Origin of the sequence: Pseudoalteromonas sp. NJ631, assembly GCF_000276645.1 — a bacterium.
Classification (GTDB): Bacteria; Pseudomonadota; Gammaproteobacteria; order Enterobacterales; family Alteromonadaceae; genus Pseudoalteromonas; species Pseudoalteromonas piscicida.
In genome coordinates, this window is sequence record NZ_AKXJ01000004.1 from 268,157 (window position 1) to 285,548 (window position 17,392).

A 17,392-nucleotide genomic window follows, 5' to 3' on the forward strand; every position below is an offset into this window, starting at 1 on the left:
TCAGTTCTTCAAGTATCAGCTAGTCACTCTTCTTTTAATAGCTTATGCAGTAAATCGATGCGTTTATTGACACGCTTGTTTTGTACGTATGCCTCTGCGCTTAAGCTCATCATTAAAATCAAAAAGATGTATAAAACGGGTTGTTCAATAATTTCTGGGTAGCGATAAATTAAAAATACGACTGCCGTTAGCATACCGATGATCTGGTAGAATCGTCGCTTATTATTAGGCCTCAGCGAATTAAACTCTTTTAGTATCGCTTCCTTTCGCGACATATCCTCAAACAGCACCTGAGGACAATCCTGATTTTTCTTCATATATAGTACTTTCACTTATTTTTAGCGAAGTTATATTCGAAATAAACAATCGCCGTTTGTTAACAATACTTGTTGCCCAAAAATGGGGAATTACCCAAGCTTTATCACTTAAGAAGACGTTTTATGAAAACAATCTCCGCTTTTCGTCAGGTGTGTTATATCACAAATGTAGTCGTTGCCCAGACAATAATACCGATAATAAACACTAGAATACCATATTGAAAGTGCCTCACCATTGGGAACACCGCTTTATCCGTACGTTCAATAGACAAAGGATATTGCCAATGCGTTAACGCAAGTAAGAGTGGCTCAGCTTCTACGCTCATGCCAGAGAGTGAAACCGTCGCACCATACTCAGTATCAAAGACCAAATCAACAATATGATTACGACGAGTCGACGCGGTTAACCTATCCAAGTCGCTGACTATAAACGTATTCCAATGTACCTTAATATCGTTAACTTCATCCTTTTTTACCTCTCGTGCTTGTTTATCTGTAAACAGTAACGCAGGTAGCAGCAAACTATTTTCCTCAACCTTAATTTGGTTACAGGGTGAGTGATAGACAAAATAGTGTTTATTACTAATAAGTAAAGACGCCAACCAATAGCTCAAATACGTGAGCACCAAAAATACCAAACCAGCTATGTAATTTTGTGACGAGTAAAGAATAAAGCAGGTCATTAGAGCAAAAGCCCCTACCACCATCCAAACAATATGCAGCTTATGCTTAGGCGTCGGTAGTGCACATCGTAACACGGAGAATCGCTCTTCAATATCGCGATTGCTATTCATAAATAAAGGAAATAATCTTGCAAGGCTAGTGGGAGTTGAACGCGTAGCTGATCTCCTATCTGCATCCGCGTCTGCCGTTGGTTGAATGTTTTGGTCAAAACCAGATGCCGACACAAGCGCGGTGAGTTTATCAGCTTGCCGTAAACACGAAAATGAATAGACCGCAGGCTCCTCATTTTCTGAGAGATAACTTATACTAATATAATTGAGTTGCTTGTTACAACCCGTAGATACTTCAGTCACAGTTGAAAGCGGTATCACACGCTCACCTATTCTCCGAATACGTACATTCAATAACGATAGTTGTTTAGTGATAACAAACTGCTTTTGTGCAGGGTCAAACATTAAACGATTACGGTATGCAAATAGTAACAAAGAAATCACTAAGTAGATCAGAGCTTCCAAAAAACTTGACCCGGCTAAGTGAAAAACCGACGAAAACAAGAATAAAATGGCAATGCCGTTAGTAACTGATTCACTGACTGACTTAAGTACCGTGGTTGATGTCATCCTACATTCCTTGAGTGACTAATATTGAAACCTACTACTTGCACAAGCTACCTAAACAGGTAGAAGACTAAATTACAAAAAGTTAAACGCTGAATAAGGCGTTTATCGTACAGAAAAACGCCATAATTCTCAATGACTCACACCTAACTGAAGCTTTACCTAAACAATACGGTTTCTTTATTAAACCATTTAACGCAGCACACGAGTAATCCTGCTGCTAAAACGGCAGAAGCGCCAAAAATTAACGCGACGTAGCCATAATCGACCGTACCTTTGATGATTTCTTTAATCGCTAATGCGACATTGGTAATTGGGATCAATGCAGTTTTAGCGGTTAACTCCATATTTGGCATTAAAGACATCACAATGGGAATGAAGATCCCCATGCTGAGCGGCCCCATGTAGTTTTGTGCTTCTTTAAAGGTTCTAGCGTAAATTGAGATAGCAAGTGTTAGCGACGAAAGCATCACAGCAACAGGAAGCAACAACGCAAAAATCAACACAAAGTCTATTAATGCAACCGACGAGAAGGCGTTTTTAATAACGTCTAGTTCGACAAAGCTACTGGCAATTCCTATCCACAGCGCCATGCTGGAGACCGTGATAAGCGCACAGAATATTGAACTACTCAATACGGTTAAAAATTTACCCAACACTAACTCTGTGCGAGAAATTGGCGTTAACAACAGCGTCTCTAAAGTGCCACGCTCTTTCTCTCCAGCGCCTAAATCAATAGCTGGATAGCTTGCCCCCATCAATACCAGCGGAATCAACATATAAGGGATAAATGCACCTAACTTCTCGCCTAAATTCTCGCGTTTGTCAGCGGTATCCACTTTAGTAATCGATATAGGCTGGAGCACTGCCACTTGCTCCGCTTGCGACAACCCCAGTGAGGTTAACTTCGCCGCTCTGAGTTCATCAGAAAACTTCTTAGCAAGTTTAGACAAACGGTCATAAATAAAGTTGATAGATTGCGCATCGTTAAACACGATTTTCCATTCACTTTTTACGCCAGACTCCAGGTTTTCAACCGGATCGGATGGAATAAAAACCCCAACATCGATCACGCCACTTCGTACCGCATCACTCAGTGCTTCGACGCTATCAAGCTTGAGCTCACCTGCATATTTCTTAAAACTTTTATGATAAAAAACCTGCTCTGAGAACTTTTCAGCATAGGCTTCATTTGCGATGTAATACGTATGAACTTCTTGCTTCGCTTCCATGGCGGCCTGTGAAGCCATAAAGCCGACTAAAGCCATAATCACAGGAAATACTAACATTGGCAGTGCAATCACAAAAAACAATGTTTTGCGGTCGCGCAGCAGCTCTCTAATTTCTTTTAAAAATACCTCAAACATGCTGTGCTCCCGTTAACAAATTTAAAAATGCTTGATTTAGCTCTTCACTTTGCCCCTTTGCTTTAAACTCAGCCAAACTGCCATCAAAACAGGTGATCCCTTTATCGATAACAGACACCCTATCGCACAATAATGCAACTTCATCTAAGTGATGGGTAGAAAATATAACGGGTGTACCATGCGCTTTGAGGTCGCGAATAAAAGAGATAACCGTTTGTGTGGTCATAATATCAAGGCCTGTCGTAGGCTCATCTAGTACCACGACTTTAGGGCTATGTACCACCGCCCTTGCTATATTGGTCTTTTGTTTCATACCGGTCGATAGGTGTTCAGCCCTTTTATCTAGAAAGGTCTCCATCTCTAAGCGCTGAAACAGCTCATCGCATTTCGCTTTTAATGCTTTTCCTTTTAAACCATGAAGTCGTGCAAAATATTCAACATTTTCTTTGGCGGTTAGACGTCCATATAACCCTGTTGACCCTGATAAAAAACCGATGGCTTTGCGTGCAACAACAGGCTTTTTCACAATATCCTGACCATCCACTAAGATAGTTCCAGCATCCGGCGTCAGCGCAGTTGATAGCATACGCAAAGTGGTGGTTTTTCCCGCCCCATTGGGGCCGAGCAATCCGAGTACTTCACCTTGCCCACAGTGTAGATTGACCTCTTCTACACTATGAAAAAAACCCTCACGCTCGCGAGGATCCGTTTGACTCTTTTTCTTTTTATGTTCGCGAGTCAGGGCGAAGCGCTTTTTTAATCCATTGATAGCTATCATGCTACTTCCTTCTTTTCGGCCTGAAATAGTCCGTATTTTGATAAAATTCTAAATCTTGTGGCTCATGCCAGTTTGGGATCCCAAGCAGCGGAATGGGTGACATTTTGGTATTGTCTTCAAGCAGCCCATCATTGATCAGTGCGACCAATTTATCATCTAACCAACGATATTGTTCGCTTAATGAAAGTTGCCAAAATGCAGCGTCAACATTAATACACACCAGTTTTCCCGTTAGCCCAATAAAGGGATTGGTTAGCATCTCGTAGTTTGCGTGGCCAAATACAAAAGGCTTTAGGTTTTGCTGCCATTCTGAGCGATTATCGTAAAATACATTCTGCCATTGGTGTGATTTAAGGGCATCACGCCACTTATCATCATCGATTGCCAACACCAAACCACACTCATCAAAGAGTGTTAACGCATTGCGCTTTTTACTCCGCTGCTTTAAACCAAACTGTGCTATTTCTTCGATATGTAGGGCATTTAACAAAGCTTTTGTTTTTGGGAATAAACACCAAATCAACGCGCCAAATAAGTCGTGCCAATTTTGACTACGCGTCGGTACCTGATGGGTTTCAAAGATAATCTCTTCATAGTATTTATCGCCAAAGTCTATCGTTTCATCGGCCACAAAGCGGGTATCATACTGTTGCAAGCTAATGCTGTTTACGTGCGAAGACAACCACTCGGGGCTTGGCCAATCTTGCTGGCTTTTTAAGTCAAAAAGCTGATTTAAATGGGAAAACGGCTCAGCATGTAAACATGCAACCTGCCACGCCTCAGGCGCTGTAAACTTTTTCATTTGATTGAGATACTTATCATGCAATTAGCCAACTATTTTACTGAAGCGCCTGATACTTGGCAAAAGCCAATTGTAAATGAGCGTAACAGGCTAAATCGCATGCTAAAAGTAAGGTAATTAACCTGAGCTTCGGATAATTAATGCCTTTCTAGCCGTCTTGTCCCGCTCGAACTTTTACGCATTTTATGTTACTACTTATGGGTTCCTAACAAGTAAAAGAAAGGCAATTATGAAACTTAAACTGACGCTTAGCGCTTTATCTATGGCGGTGCTGGCGGGCTGTGTTAGCACTAGCAATAGCCCCCAAGACATCGATACTGCATATAATAGTATTAACGATGCTCAACTCAGAGCCCATATTAAAACCCTTGCCTCTGACGAATTTGGCGGCCGTGCTCCGTCAACAAAAGGTGAAGAGCTAACGCTTGCCTATTTAACCAAACATTTTAAAGCGCTTGGCTATCAGCCAGGAAATGGCAACAGCTTCTTACAAGAAGTGCCGCTTGTTTCGCTTGAAGCCGATCCTAATATGACGTTAACAATCGGTGGCAAAAACTACGAATATAAAAAAGACATGGTGATGGGCTCAGCCCGTATCAGTGAACTCGAATCAATCAAAGATTCAGAGCTGGTTTTTGTTGGCTATGGCGTAAATGCTCCAGAGTACGACTGGAATGATTACGAAGGCCTAGACGTGAAAGGCAAGACAGTGGTGATGCTAGTAAACGATCCTGGCTTTGCTAATCCTGACTCGGGTAAATTTACCGGTGAAGCTATGACCTATTATGGTCGTTGGACGTATAAATACGAAGAAGCTTCACGCCAAGGCGCAGCAGGTGCGATCATTATTCATGAAACAGCGCCAGCTTCTTATCCTTGGAGCGTAGTAGAAAACTCTTGGAGTGGCCCACAGTTTGGCTTCCAAAAAGAAAATAACAATATGGACCGCGTTGCGGTTGAAGGTTGGGTAACGGTAGACGTTGCTAAAGAGCTGTTTCAAAAGGCAGGACTTGATTTTGACACTGCAAAGAAAAAAGCTGCTGAAGGCGCATACCACGTTGATATGGGCAACCTAAGCGCGTCAGTTACCGTCAAAAACACCATCAAAAAATCAACTTCGTATAACTTTATCGCCACCCTACCAGGTAGCAAAAAGTCTGACGAGCACATCATCTACTCAGCACATTGGGATCATTTAGGTACCGATCCAAATCGTAAAGGCGATCAGATCTATAACGGCGCACATGATAATGCTAGCGGTACAGGCGGTATGATTGAGGTAGCTGAAGCCTTTACTAAACTACCAACTCGCCCTAACCGTTCAATTACATTTTTGGCCGTAACGGCTGAAGAGCAAGGTCTGTTAGGCTCTAAATTTTATGCTGCAAACCCTGTTATTCCAGCAGAGAAAACCGTTGCTAACATCAATATGGATAGCCTAAATTTATTGGGTAAAGTAAAAGACATCAGCGTAGTTGGTATTGGTAAATCGGAACTCGATGAAATGCTAGAAACCGCAGCAAAAGCGCAAGACCGCGTCGTTTCAGGGGATCCACGTCCTGCCGCTGGTGGTTACTATCGCTCCGATCACTTCGCATTTGCGAACATGGGTGTGCCTGCCATGTACGCAGGTGGTGGAACCGAAGCACGTGACGAAGAGACTGAAACCTACCGTAAACGTATGGGCTTAGTATTGCGTGGTTGTTATCATCAGCCGTGTGACCGCTACCGTGAAGAGTGGGATTTAAGCGGAGCAATCCAGGATCTACAGCTGTTCTTTAAAGTTGGCTACGATGTCTCTGAGCAAGATGCATGGCCGAAATGGAAAGCAACCGCTGAGTTCCAAAGAAAATAATGCAAATGATATTGATTTTCATTTAAAATGAAATTAAAGTGCAACTTAGACAATACACGGGTTGCACTTTATGTTTTCATCTCTACTTCGATACTCTCAACCAGCACATGGCGCTAAGGTGAGTTTATTGTTCAACAAGCGGTTGATTTTACCCCTCGTTATTATTGTACTAATGGCATTTGAAACGGCGAGACCAATTGTGGTCAGTGCGCTGAGTGATGCATTCTTTCAAGTCAGCGTTTTTGTTGCCGCTACTCTACTCGTGTACTACTTTCTTGTTGACAGAATTCCACAGCTTAATCTCAGTTATCTGAGTACCAAATCCCCTATTCTCGAAATTGGTATGGCGTCAATATTAGGCGCGTTGCCAGGCTGTGGTGGTGCGATTATCGTGGTCACCCAATTTACCAAAAAACAAGCGAGCTTTGCTTCAGTTGTCGCAGTGCTTACTGCGACGATGGGAGATGCAGCGTTTTTGCTACTCGCCAAAGAGCCCCTGACAGGCCTCACTATCATCGCGATGGGCGTTGGTGTGGGTATCGTGAGTGGGCTATGTGTGCACTTAATTCATAAACCCGATTTTTGTGTCCCGCAGACCATCAATGAGGTCGAAGAAGAAACCTTACACGCGAGCCGTGCGTTTAGTCTAAGCCGTAAGGTGTGGAAGCTGTGCTTACTACCTAGCCTTGCTATTGCACTCGCGATTGCTTTTAACGTCGATTTAGCGCCATTTGATACAGAAATTGCTTGGCTTGGTGCAGCATTATGTCTTTTTGCTGTTTGCGTGTGGGCACTGAATTCAAAAGGCGTAAGCTATAAAGATATCACCTGTGAAGAAGGCGAATGCGACCCACCCTCAAAACTCACTAGAGTGCTGCAGGACACGCACTTTGTGACCGCTTGGGTGGTTGCAAGCTTTTTGCTTTACGAGCTATCTACTGCGTATTTAGGGCTTGATCTCGCGGTTTGGTTTAAAGACTATGCACTGTATGCACCACTGGTGGCCATTCTTGTCGGGTTATTACCTGGCTGTGGACCCCAAATTGTCGTAACAACGCTTTACCTACAAGGCGTCGTGCCATTTAGTGCCCTTGCAGCCAATGCCGTTGCTAACGATGGCGATGCGTTATTTCCAGCGATAGCATTGGCACCAAGGGCGGCGCTATTTGCCACCATCTACTCTGCAGTGCCTGCATTTATCGTGGGCTACGGCCTCTACTACATTAACTTGGCTTATTAGCGAAGAATGAGCGCCAGCCAAGCTTTAGACGTCCCATACATAATTGCCTTGTTATAACTTAGTTCCAATCTATAGAGACTGCGATATTTATTAATGGCTGCACTAATGTGTGCCTCCGGTAACTCCAAAATCATCGAGAATAATAGTCACATTTTGTGATGGCTTAAAAATGATATCAAGCTCTGTTGCACCATTACCGATATTCTCAACTTTAACCGGAACGGAAAAAGTTTGTAAAACTGGTTCTGTTTGTGCGTATTGAACATCTCCTCGTTCCAGTTCTGAGAAGTCGGAAAGCAATAAAGGACTAACGGTTCCTATGGAACCCAATGAAATAGACTCAACCAATAAAGAATCTTGTAGCACTTCGACTTTAGTCTCAGAGAATAAGTTGTAGGGTTCGCACTTTTGTTGCGTAGAAGTGTCTGTGCGCGCTAATGAAAATTGAAAATTAAAATACTGATGATTCCTCTGATTTTTTATCACTTGGGCAGGTAGCTGCATTCTCACATGCGTTTCAATGTCTCTTGCAAGGTTTAGTCTTAGCACTTGATTTGGAGTCTCTACGCCATACCTCAACCGTTCTGGTTCAATCGATACAGGTAGAAAAGTTTGCTTATTATCTCGGTTTACCCGCGATAATTTTACCTTTATAGAGCTATCCTCGAAATCCTCAACAACCTTGAAATCGGAAGTAATATAGCGACTGATGTAGATATCTTCAGGTAAATCAAATTCGGTCAGTGGTAGCTGTTTAAAAAGCTGGCGATATTCAACCTTTTTTAATATAGATGCTTCTAGAAAAGCTGATACAAATACTTTAGTAAGCTTTTCTTGTTGAGCTGGTGCCAGCAATTGAGCGTCAAAATCCCCCCTTTTTCCCCAATGAAAACTTCCAGACATACTTTGATTAAAGTTAATGTGGTTTCCACGGTAAAAATAGACCAATTGCTTAAGATAGTCTCCACCGTCATCAAAGCTTGTTCTTTGCCATTGTTGGCTACCGAGAAACTGATAAACATCGGCATCGTGGCCGCCTTGTAGGACAAGGTAATTGGTATTTTTCAAGACATTACTTCCGTCTGTATGTAGGTATTGCCCATCCATAGGTGCAAGCGCTACAACAGCTCGAATGTTAAACCCTAAATCTAGAACTTCATCACTATGAGGCAGTGTTTGCCATTGGTTAAATGTTGTAGCCAGAGCGACCGCTTCACCACCTCTAGACATCCCTATAAGTGCAACATTCTCCATGTCAACTTTCTCAAAAAAAGGCTGTTTTGATTCTGAATTCCACTGTCTCCATAACTTCAAATGTTCAAGCAATACCCATCCTCTGGCACCGTTCTCGCCCCATAAACCGTTTAAATATGTCTGATCAACCTGTGCGACTAAATAACCCCGGCTCGCTAATAGTTCTGCCAGATAATCAAAGCCTGGAGCAGAATTTCCGTGAGTAATTAACACTAAAGGAAATGGACCTTTCCCATTTGGAAGCCAAACTTTACCATCAATGGAAACATTATTATTAAACTTATGGTAGGCATCATCTTTGTAACCTTTGGAACGAGAATATTCCGCCAAGAATCTTGGGAGCTTTACTTTTTTAGTAACAATTTCCGGATTTGAAGAGCTAAATATTGAAGGTTTCTTACCATATTTCACTACCTTAAATTTATAGCTTCCCATGGTAGATGGATCCGGCAATCCCGAAATTGCGCCTGTTTGCGGACTATACTGTGCCAAAACACAATTTTTTAGATCTTTTACTGATGCATAAACTGAACATGTCAGAAGTCCTAAAGAAATCACAAAAAAATGGAATAGGGTTCTGGTAAACAACATATTTTCCTTTATCTTAAAATATACTTAGTCGACTAATATTTAATAAAGGTTTAAACGAGATCGAGAAAGTTATAACGCCGCATTAAGGGGTGAACAACGCCACCACCCAACCTAAGCTATTGTGCTGTAAACACTAAAGCTGATTCAAACCAAAACTGCCAAGCGTTGTGAATCCCTCTTGAATGCTTTGTTATATTTTAAATTATGAAGCCTTCCTTCTTTACGACTTCAATAAACTGATCAAGCATGGTTCTAACTTTTTGTCCTGACTCGCTCACACCTTTAACCTGTTCGTAATACCTTGCTTCACTCTCTTTTCCTTGGCTTTTCCAGTGGTAAGGAGGCAAATACATTTCCCCTGTTGTATCTTCTTGTGCCCCAAGGTGCCCCATACAATGAACATTGAAATCTTGAATTTGATCTATCAAAGCTGTTTTCGCAGTTTCCACGCTTTGGTTATATACCTTATAGGGAGCATCGTTGAACTTTTCACATTCTTGCAAATCGTGTGAGAAATCCCGTCTTAACCCCGCATAACCAGCTTGCTCTAACCAATGATGAGTATTTTCATAGGGTAATAACACTAGCAATTCATCGATTATTTTTTTGTCATGAGGTTGCTGGCTTTTAAGTACTTCCAGAGCCTTACCATCATTATATTTAGTTTGCACATAGTTAATGTATTGAAACCCAATGTTATGAAGACCACCAAGAAACATTAACGCTACTCCAGCTACATAAGCAGGCACATCCGGGACATCAATTGGTATATCAATATCAAATAGTTTAAGTAGGACAACCTTTATAATTAAATGCTCAATTAATGGTGCAGCTACGATAGCAGCACCAGTATAAAGAAACATTTTTGTTACTTTATTTGAAAAAGGCGCCAACAACCACCGTTTGATAAAAGGTAGAATTAGTTCATTCCAAATTTTTTTCATGCTCAAATCTCAAATTAAAATATAACGCCGCGCTCTGCGGAAAATTTGTCCGACAGCAGCGCCTTGTTAGGCATTCAGCTCTCTTTGATTACAACAAAGTCAATGAATTTGCTAAGCCCAGACTCTACAGATTCATTAATATTGATCTGATTGTCTTCTGACTTAGTCAGTGCCCCAATTTTTCTAATTAGCCTTGCAGCTCGGTGTTTGCGATATCGCGGGCCTGACTCAATGCGCTCATCTTGCTCAAACATAAGCCGCGTAGCTGGACTTTGAGGTATAGGTTCAGCTGCTTCACTATCATTATTTTCTCTTTGCAGCAGGCGGTTCCAATTTCGTTTATCAGCTAAAGCCTCTTTTGCCTCAGCTAATAGGTACAGTCCATCGCTGATATACGCGCTAAAAATAATCTCATGATATTTAGACAGATCGCCTTTATCATACTCCTTATACTGCGCTACAACCTTCTTTCTTTTTCTTGTTGATATAGCATCCGAAGCGAATGCAATTGGCCCAAAGGTAAAAGCCAACCCAAAGATAAAGCCAAAAAAGTAGATTGGGAGGCGAGCAATCTGAACAAGTGGATCACCATAAAAAACAGAACCCCAAAATGACAGCTCTTTATCTTCGTCATTTAAATGAGTTAATTTTATTTCTTTAGTCCCTGCAATTTTACCTAAAACTTCAATACCTATATTTGAATTTGATTTATGGAGAGCTAGTATTTTTATTGTGTAACTCTCGGCAGGCTCCAAGATCACCTCAGGGAGAATAATTTTCTTGTCAGTCTCGATTTTTGGCTGAGCTGCTGATTCTAGGTATCCATTAGTAGCGTTTAATTGCTCTACTTTTAAAAACTTACCTTCCTTCAATGAAATATTAAATGGGTAATTTATATCATAGTAGCCATTTAGAATCGGAGCTCCACCAATGTTTTTCACCCTAACAAATAGTACCGACAATGTTTGATTTAAGCTTTTAATATCAACGTCACCGTAGAAAACTTTTAGCTCATTGATATCTTCTTTCACATCAAGAACATTTGCTTCACTCACTATTTCTACGATAACAGAAGGTGTATCGACTCTAAAAAATTCAGTATAAATTGTTATTCCACCAAAAACGGCGGCCAACATAAACCCTAAGAATGACCACGCAAACCGCTTATCTAAATTATTAAAAGATGAAATAACGCTCATTTATAAAATACTCTCCATATGCTGTTGATTGCTATAGATGTCTAACGCCCGCATTTGGGGCCGTAGTGAAGCGCAGCGGAACGGAGGTCCCAGCCCCGTAGGGGCGAACAACATGCGCTTGTTAAAGTGCTCGGAGCTAGAACAGCGGCAGACATAGGATAACTACCAATGAAAGCATGCCAAAAAGCAATGTGATTGCACCAAGCCATGAAAGCTGCTTGCTAGCAACACCGTTATGACAAATCACTGAGACAAATCACTGACACCCACCACTGGACAAATCACTGACACCCACCACTAATTTGCACCTTCTAAATATACCGCCTAAGCTTTAACTCTGCACTCAAAGGATTGAGGAAACCAAACTATGGCAACTGCCCGTAAAAGACAAATCAGTTTAACTGACACCAAATATTACCACTGCATCTCCCGCTGTGTAAGGCGTGCCTTTCTCTGCGGTGAAGATAAATTTACTGGAAAATCATATGAACACCGCCGTGATTGGGTTGAAGAAAAGCTCCTGATGTTGGGGTCTGTGTTTTGTATTGATATTTGTGCTTATGCGGTGATGAGTAATCACACTCATATTGTTTTATATGTTGATGATAAAAAAGCTAAGCGCCTGTCGGATAAAGCAGTTGTGATAAGGTGGCACAAGTTGTTTAAGGGCAATTGGATAAGCCAAAAGTATATTGAAAATGAACCACTCAGTGAGTCGGAGCGATTAATACTCAACGAGCATGTCTCCAAGTACAGGGAAAGGCTCGCAGATATTAGCTGGTTTATGCGGGTACTTAACGAAGACATCGCCCGTCGAGCAAATAAAGAAGATGATTGTACAGGTCGGTTTTGGGAAGGTCGATTTAAATCCCAAGCATTACTGGACGAGGCAGCACTGGCTGCTTGTCTCGCTTACGTAGACTTAAACCCTATTAGAGCCAAAATTGCCGCAACACCTGAGACCTCAGACTACACCAGCATCAAAAAACGAATTGACTACGCTAAACAGGGCAAACAACCAAAAAGTCTACTACGCTTCGCTGGTAGCCCACGAAAACATATGCCCAAAGGCCTGCCTTTTGAACTCAAATCCTATATTGAATTAGTTGAGCTCACGGGCCAATGTATTCACGCCGATAAACGCGGTTATATCTTTGAGTCTCAATCCATTCTTACTCGACTAAATATAGATCCGGAGAACTGGATAAAACTCACTACGCAATTTTCACGGGTATTTCACGGTGCCGTTGGTCGAGAGCGGACAATAACCGCTTACTGCGAAACACTTCAAAAACGACGACGAACGAACCTAAAAAACTGCGAGCGCTTGCTGGCTTAGCAAAACTCACATTCTCAATTCTAGAATTTTCTTACTGCTGTATTTACAGCACGTTGTCGTGCGCAATAACCCAATTTTAGTGTAGAAATACGCTTAAGCGCTAAAAATTGGCCTATCGAAAAACGTTTTTGTACCCAGTGATTGAGGTGTTTCCGCACGTTTTAATCTCACTTTGCCAGCATAGATACAAATAACGGTGGGTGTCATCAATGATTATTCTGTTGATGATTATGTTATATGTTCTTTGTAAACCAGAATTCAATTTCATCTGTTTCTACTTCGAACCGAGCTGAATGTTCGACGTGGGCAGGAACGTGATACCACTGCCCGAGCCCTATTTTCTCAGTTTTTCCATCCATAGTTAGAATCAACTCGCCCTTAGTTATTACACCATAGTTGTCAGTATCATGTGTATGTGGTGGAATTTCAGTTCCCGCAGGATATGAGGCGAACAAAACATCGCTATCTTTAGCCTCTAGCTTGTAAGCATCAAAACGACCATCGTAGAGAGGTAATTTCTTTATTTTTGCAGGGTAACTTCCAGACATCTCAATCCTCGCTAGAACACATAACATTTTAGTATTTATGCGACACGTAGTCTGTGTTGCATAATCGCTTTTTGGACTGAGCCGCTACCTGCTCGGTGTTACAGAGTTGGTGTTGTTTATGCTATAGCTTACTTAGAAAAAATAGGCTTTTTGGAAGCTCTCACTTTCCTAGCTAGTGTTTGTAAGCTTTCCCTGCATTGCTCAGCGCTTATTATGTCTTCATTACATCTAAATTTGCCTTAATAAGCAATTATATTTTTTACGCGCACAGAGGCCGCTAGGCTGAGCAATTAAGCAGGTTAACCAATTGATTTTAAGCAGCTATCGAGCTGCTAAATCGTACACATGGCTTTGTTCACCGTCCGCTATGCGCTCAACGCAGACCCTTAGAGCATTTATGTTAACTCATTGTGGGACAGAAACATGTTAGTACCGCAGTCAGCACCTGACCAATAGCTGAAGTGTCCGTACTCATAGCATTCTATATTTGTACTCTGTCAGGTCAAAAATTAGCACTTATTCACCTAATTGTGTTCACTTAATTAAATAAGTCACTTTACTCACTTGGATGATAATGGCGAATACCATTGTCATCCACCATGACGTAACAGCTATCGTGGTTTTGAAACGCTTTGTAAAACACCTCGTCATAAAGCAGCTTTTCGCTTTTCGTTTCGCCGCCAACTCCTTGATAACTAACCAACATGTGACATTCGTGACAAATAAGCGGATTCACCAAGCGCTTATCAGCAGCTTTGACTACTGCGGTTACTTCATACACTTTACCGTGCTCTTTATTTTTGAACCAAGTCATACACTAATTTCGCTCCAATTAAATCACTCAGCGCTGTTCCTACAGACTTAAACAAAGTAATTTCATTCTCGTTACTTCGACCTAGGTTATTTTTAGTCATTTCGCTAAGCTCTGCAACCACCTTATCGGGGCTAAACTTACCTTCACTGATCGGTAACAACAATTCGCCCGCCTCGTTCAATACATTGGCGCGACTATCTGCAAAAACGCGGCTCTTAGTTACCGTTGTGGTATCAGTTTCTCGACAATCTTTATGGTGATTGCCAATGCAGTCTATATGCGTGCCATCGCTCAACCACTCTCCATTGAACAAAGGCGTATGACTGCCTGTTGCACAGCTGATCACATCTGCCGAAGCAATAACAGATGCGGTTGCCTGCTGATACAATGAAAATTCCACTCCCTGATGCTGCGAGGACAATAGCTCCAGCAACAGGCGTCCTTTTTCAGAATTACGTGCAATTATTGAAATTTTACTATAATTCCTTACACTTAAATGCGCATTAATCATGTAACTGGCTAAATTGCCTGAACCGAAGAAAACCAAATGTTTGGCATGTTTAGGTGCTAAATACTCCGCGGCTAATGCTGACACAGCAGAGGTTCTCCACAATGTTACTTCGGTGCCGTCCACAAGCGCGAGCGGCTCACCGAACTGCCTAGAAAACAGCATGATTTTTGAATAAAGGCTGGCTTTATCGTACTGGTTGTTATCAGGGAAATAGGTAAACGCCTTTACGCCAATCACATCGGCATTCCAAGCAGGTAAAACAGCAAAAGCGTCATGATTGCTGTGACTATTATCTAGCTCAAAAACTTGCCGTGTTGGTGTACCTGCTGGTTGCGCAAAACCGTGTTTAAGCGCTTGAATTAAGCTTGGGTAGTTGAGGTTATCCGCGACCTCTTGGCGAGTAATAATTTGCATCATCATCCCTTAGTTTGTTAGCTGAAATACTTGTGGCGCGTGGGTTAAGCATTCAAAACCATTTTCAGTCACCAATATATCTTCTTCCAAGCGCACACCACCATAATTTGGAATGTAAATACCCGGCTCTATGGTTATGATATTGCCAGCTTCTAATTGGTGATCGACCCCAGGTTTAATAAACGGCTGCTCGTGTAGAAATAGCCCCACACCGTGACCAAGTCCCTCACCTGCGTATTGTGAAAAGTCACTATGACTCAACACATCGTGTGATGCGTTATTTAAATCTATGCAGTTAACGCCCGCTTTTATTAGCGCCAACGCAGCTCGCTGCGCATGTTGGACCGTGTCATAAATGGATTGTTGTTGCTTCGTCGGCTCCCCTAACACGTAACTTCGCGTCATATCAGAGCGGTAGCCGCTTATCACCGCACCAAAGTCGATAAGTACTAAATCGCCTAGGTTAAGTTTTGTCTGTCCTGGGTTTCCGTGCGGTAAGGAAGAACGCGCACCAAATAATAGGATTGTGTCAAAAGAGAGACCTTCGGAGCCTAGCTTTTGCATCTGATACTCAAGCTCAATTGCCGCTTCTCGCTCAGTGATCCCTACTTTTAACAAAGGCAGTGTATGGGCAAGCGCCGAGTCAGCTATCTCGGCGGCACGTTTAATACAGTTAATTTCATCACTATCTTTAACTTGTCTTAGTGATTCCACCCAAAGCGGCGCGGCGATAAGCGTGGTATTTTTTGCGCTGATGTTTAATGAGACATAATCTGCGTGACTGATTTGATGCGCTTCAAATGCAAGCTGTCGCGGCCCATCCAATAATCTAAAAATACAATCAGGTAACGTTTCTTTATCACGATTTCTTAAAATAACTTCGACTCCAACTGCTTCATTGCAAGCACGCTCAAAGTAACGATAATCGGTAATGAGTCGGTGTCGCCCATTTGAAGAGATCAACAATGTTGCGGCATGACCGGTAAAGCCGGTTAAATATACAATATTCTCGTAGCCATAAATAATGATAGCGTCGCTTTGATGTTGTTGTAATTTATTGACTAAGCGTTGCTGTCTGGCTGCGTAATCTACATTCATCGTAGTAAAAATCCTCTTACTAATGGATCGTGGTCGTCTAAAATAAATTGGTGTCGGCCTGTAATATAGGCCGTGCCCGAAACTATTGGGATTAACGATTTACTGTCATCACTAAGTTGATAACAAACATCCAAGCCCAAGCCTAATATACCTTCAATAAAGATACGTTGATTTGCGGCGAGCTCATCTCTGGCGGCAAGAATTGCAGCTCTACTACTGACCCCAGTCCCTGTTGGACTGCGATCTAATTCGCCATCGGCAAAAATGCATACATGTTTACTGTGGGCAGAGTCCGATTTTTGAGAATTGGAATAGAAAATCACACCATATAAAAACGCAAGGCGCGCATCGTCATGCGCTAAGCTAATCTGTGTTGCAATTTCTTGTTTAAGCGTTAAACCTAACTGCTGAATGTAAGCAGCATTTGCTGACGTAAGAGCTAAATCGATTGTATCAGCGTTAATATAGGCGTAAAACGCTCCACCAAATGCAATATCCACTGAGATTAAACCAAATTCAGATGTCTTCACTTGCTTATCAAGTGTCACCACCTCTGCTGGTACATTGGCAAATTCAGCTTGGCCGTCTCTTAGCCATGCAGTAATTAGCCCAGCAGGCGTATCTATCAATAACTGCTTCTTTGCAGGATTGTGCTGTAAAAATAGTGTGGCTAAAGCAATAACCGCATGACCACACATTGTTGAGTACCCTTCATTATGAAGAAATAACACGCCAAAATCGCTTTCTGGTAACTGCTTTTCAACGATAAGCGCACCATACATATCAGCATGACCCCTAGGCTCATACATCAGCGCGGTGCGATAGTGATCAAGATTTTCTACGCAGTATTGCCGTTTATCTAAAATAGTGTTGCCTTGAGGTTCAGGGAAGCCACCGACAATCACCCGCAAAGGCTCTCCGGCGGTATGCATGTCAACCGTCTCTACTACTTTCGCGTGACTCAGTATCTGCTCCAAATCTATTGTTAACGTCATCATACTCTCCGTGACATGAAATAAG

General features: G+C 42.0%; 16 protein-coding genes. 3 read left to right on the forward strand and 13 right to left on the reverse strand.

The annotated features are described in order from the left end of the window. Window positions 1–23: 23 nt before the first annotated feature. The 5 genes from A587_RS0110020 to A587_RS0110040 form a co-directional block, all read right to left on the reverse strand. Window positions 24–317 carry a hypothetical protein gene (locus tag A587_RS0110020; protein WP_017217466.1) on the reverse strand — a complete coding sequence of 98 codons (294 nt, stop codon included), beginning with the start codon at window positions 315–317 and terminating at the stop codon, window positions 24–26. 155 nt (window positions 318–472) lie between these two features. Next, the gene (locus tag A587_RS0110025; protein ID WP_017217467.1) at window positions 473–1,621 is read right to left on the reverse strand and encodes a hypothetical protein; all 1,149 of its coding nucleotides are present in this window, start codon (window positions 1,619–1,621) and stop codon (window positions 473–475) included. Between the two features lie 155 nt (window positions 1,622–1,776). Continuing rightward, window positions 1,777–2,985, reverse strand: coding sequence for an ABC transporter permease (locus A587_RS0110030; RefSeq protein ID WP_017217468.1), 1,209 nt, complete (start codon window positions 2,983–2,985; stop codon window positions 1,777–1,779). Further along, window positions 2,978–3,763: an ABC transporter ATP-binding protein gene (locus tag A587_RS0110035; RefSeq protein ID WP_017217469.1), complete on the reverse strand. Its 786-nt coding sequence runs from the start codon at window positions 3,761–3,763 to the stop codon at window positions 2,978–2,980. Before A587_RS0110035 ends, A587_RS0110030 begins: the two co-directional genes overlap by 8 nt. 1 nt (window position 3,764) lies before the next feature. Continuing rightward, complete coding sequence (locus tag A587_RS0110040) at window positions 3,765–4,565, reverse strand: DUF3025 domain-containing protein (RefSeq protein ID WP_010372614.1); 801 nt, start codon at window positions 4,563–4,565, stop codon at window positions 3,765–3,767. Between the two features lie 229 nt (window positions 4,566–4,794). Between A587_RS0110040 and A587_RS0110050 the strand changes: the two genes are divergently transcribed. Together A587_RS0110050 and A587_RS0110055 are read left to right on the forward strand one after the other, a co-directional pair. After that, window positions 4,795–6,420, forward strand: coding sequence for a M28 family metallopeptidase (locus A587_RS0110050; RefSeq protein WP_017217470.1), 1,626 nt, complete (start codon window positions 4,795–4,797; stop codon window positions 6,418–6,420). Between the two features lie 70 nt (window positions 6,421–6,490). Then, the gene (locus A587_RS0110055; RefSeq protein ID WP_051020064.1) at window positions 6,491–7,660 is read left to right on the forward strand and encodes a putative manganese transporter; all 1,170 of its coding nucleotides are present in this window, start codon (window positions 6,491–6,493) and stop codon (window positions 7,658–7,660) included. A 102-nt stretch (window positions 7,661–7,762) separates the two neighbouring features. Here the strand turns inward: A587_RS0110055 and A587_RS24905 are convergent, their stop codons facing one another. From A587_RS24905 to A587_RS0110070, 3 genes are all read right to left on the reverse strand, one after another. Beyond that, window positions 7,763–9,505, reverse strand: coding sequence for an alpha/beta hydrolase family protein (locus A587_RS24905; RefSeq protein WP_017217472.1), 1,743 nt, complete (start codon window positions 9,503–9,505; stop codon window positions 7,763–7,765). A gap of 197 nt (window positions 9,506–9,702) precedes the next feature. Beyond that, the gene (locus A587_RS0110065; protein WP_017217473.1) at window positions 9,703–10,449 is read right to left on the reverse strand and encodes a hypothetical protein; all 747 of its coding nucleotides are present in this window, start codon (window positions 10,447–10,449) and stop codon (window positions 9,703–9,705) included. 74 nt (window positions 10,450–10,523) lie between these two features. After that, complete coding sequence (locus A587_RS0110070) at window positions 10,524–11,648, reverse strand: hypothetical protein (RefSeq protein WP_017217474.1); 1,125 nt, start codon at window positions 11,646–11,648, stop codon at window positions 10,524–10,526. Between the two features lie 367 nt (window positions 11,649–12,015). Between A587_RS0110070 and A587_RS0110075 the strand changes: the two genes are divergently transcribed. Next, window positions 12,016–12,987 (forward strand): hypothetical protein, encoded by a 972-nt coding sequence (locus A587_RS0110075; RefSeq protein WP_017217475.1) that lies wholly within the window; start codon window positions 12,016–12,018, stop codon window positions 12,985–12,987. A gap of 233 nt (window positions 12,988–13,220) precedes the next feature. Here A587_RS0110075 and A587_RS0110080 read toward each other — a convergent pair whose 3' ends face one another. The 5 genes from A587_RS0110080 to A587_RS0110100 all read right to left on the reverse strand — a co-directional run bounded on the left by A587_RS0110080 (window position 13,221) and on the right by A587_RS0110100 (window position 17,367). Continuing rightward, window positions 13,221–13,535, reverse strand: coding sequence for a cupin domain-containing protein (locus A587_RS0110080; protein WP_017217476.1), 315 nt, complete (start codon window positions 13,533–13,535; stop codon window positions 13,221–13,223). 556 nt (window positions 13,536–14,091) lie between these two features. After that, window positions 14,092–14,349, reverse strand: coding sequence for a hypothetical protein (locus A587_RS0110085; protein ID WP_017217477.1), 258 nt, complete (start codon window positions 14,347–14,349; stop codon window positions 14,092–14,094). Beyond that, window positions 14,330–15,274 (reverse strand): ornithine cyclodeaminase family protein, encoded by a 945-nt coding sequence (locus A587_RS0110090; protein ID WP_017217478.1) that lies wholly within the window; start codon window positions 15,272–15,274, stop codon window positions 14,330–14,332. Before A587_RS0110090 ends, A587_RS0110085 begins: the two co-directional genes overlap by 20 nt. A gap of 9 nt (window positions 15,275–15,283) precedes the next feature. Then, window positions 15,284–16,372, reverse strand: a complete 1,089-nt coding sequence (locus tag A587_RS0110095) for a M24 family metallopeptidase (RefSeq protein WP_017217479.1) — start codon at window positions 16,370–16,372, stop codon at window positions 15,284–15,286. After that, a complete protein-coding gene (locus A587_RS0110100; RefSeq protein ID WP_017217480.1) occupies window positions 16,369–17,367 on the reverse strand; it encodes a proline racemase family protein in 999 nt (332 codons plus the stop codon). Before A587_RS0110100 ends, A587_RS0110095 begins: the two co-directional genes overlap by 4 nt. Between the last annotated feature and the right edge of the window lie 25 nt (window positions 17,368–17,392).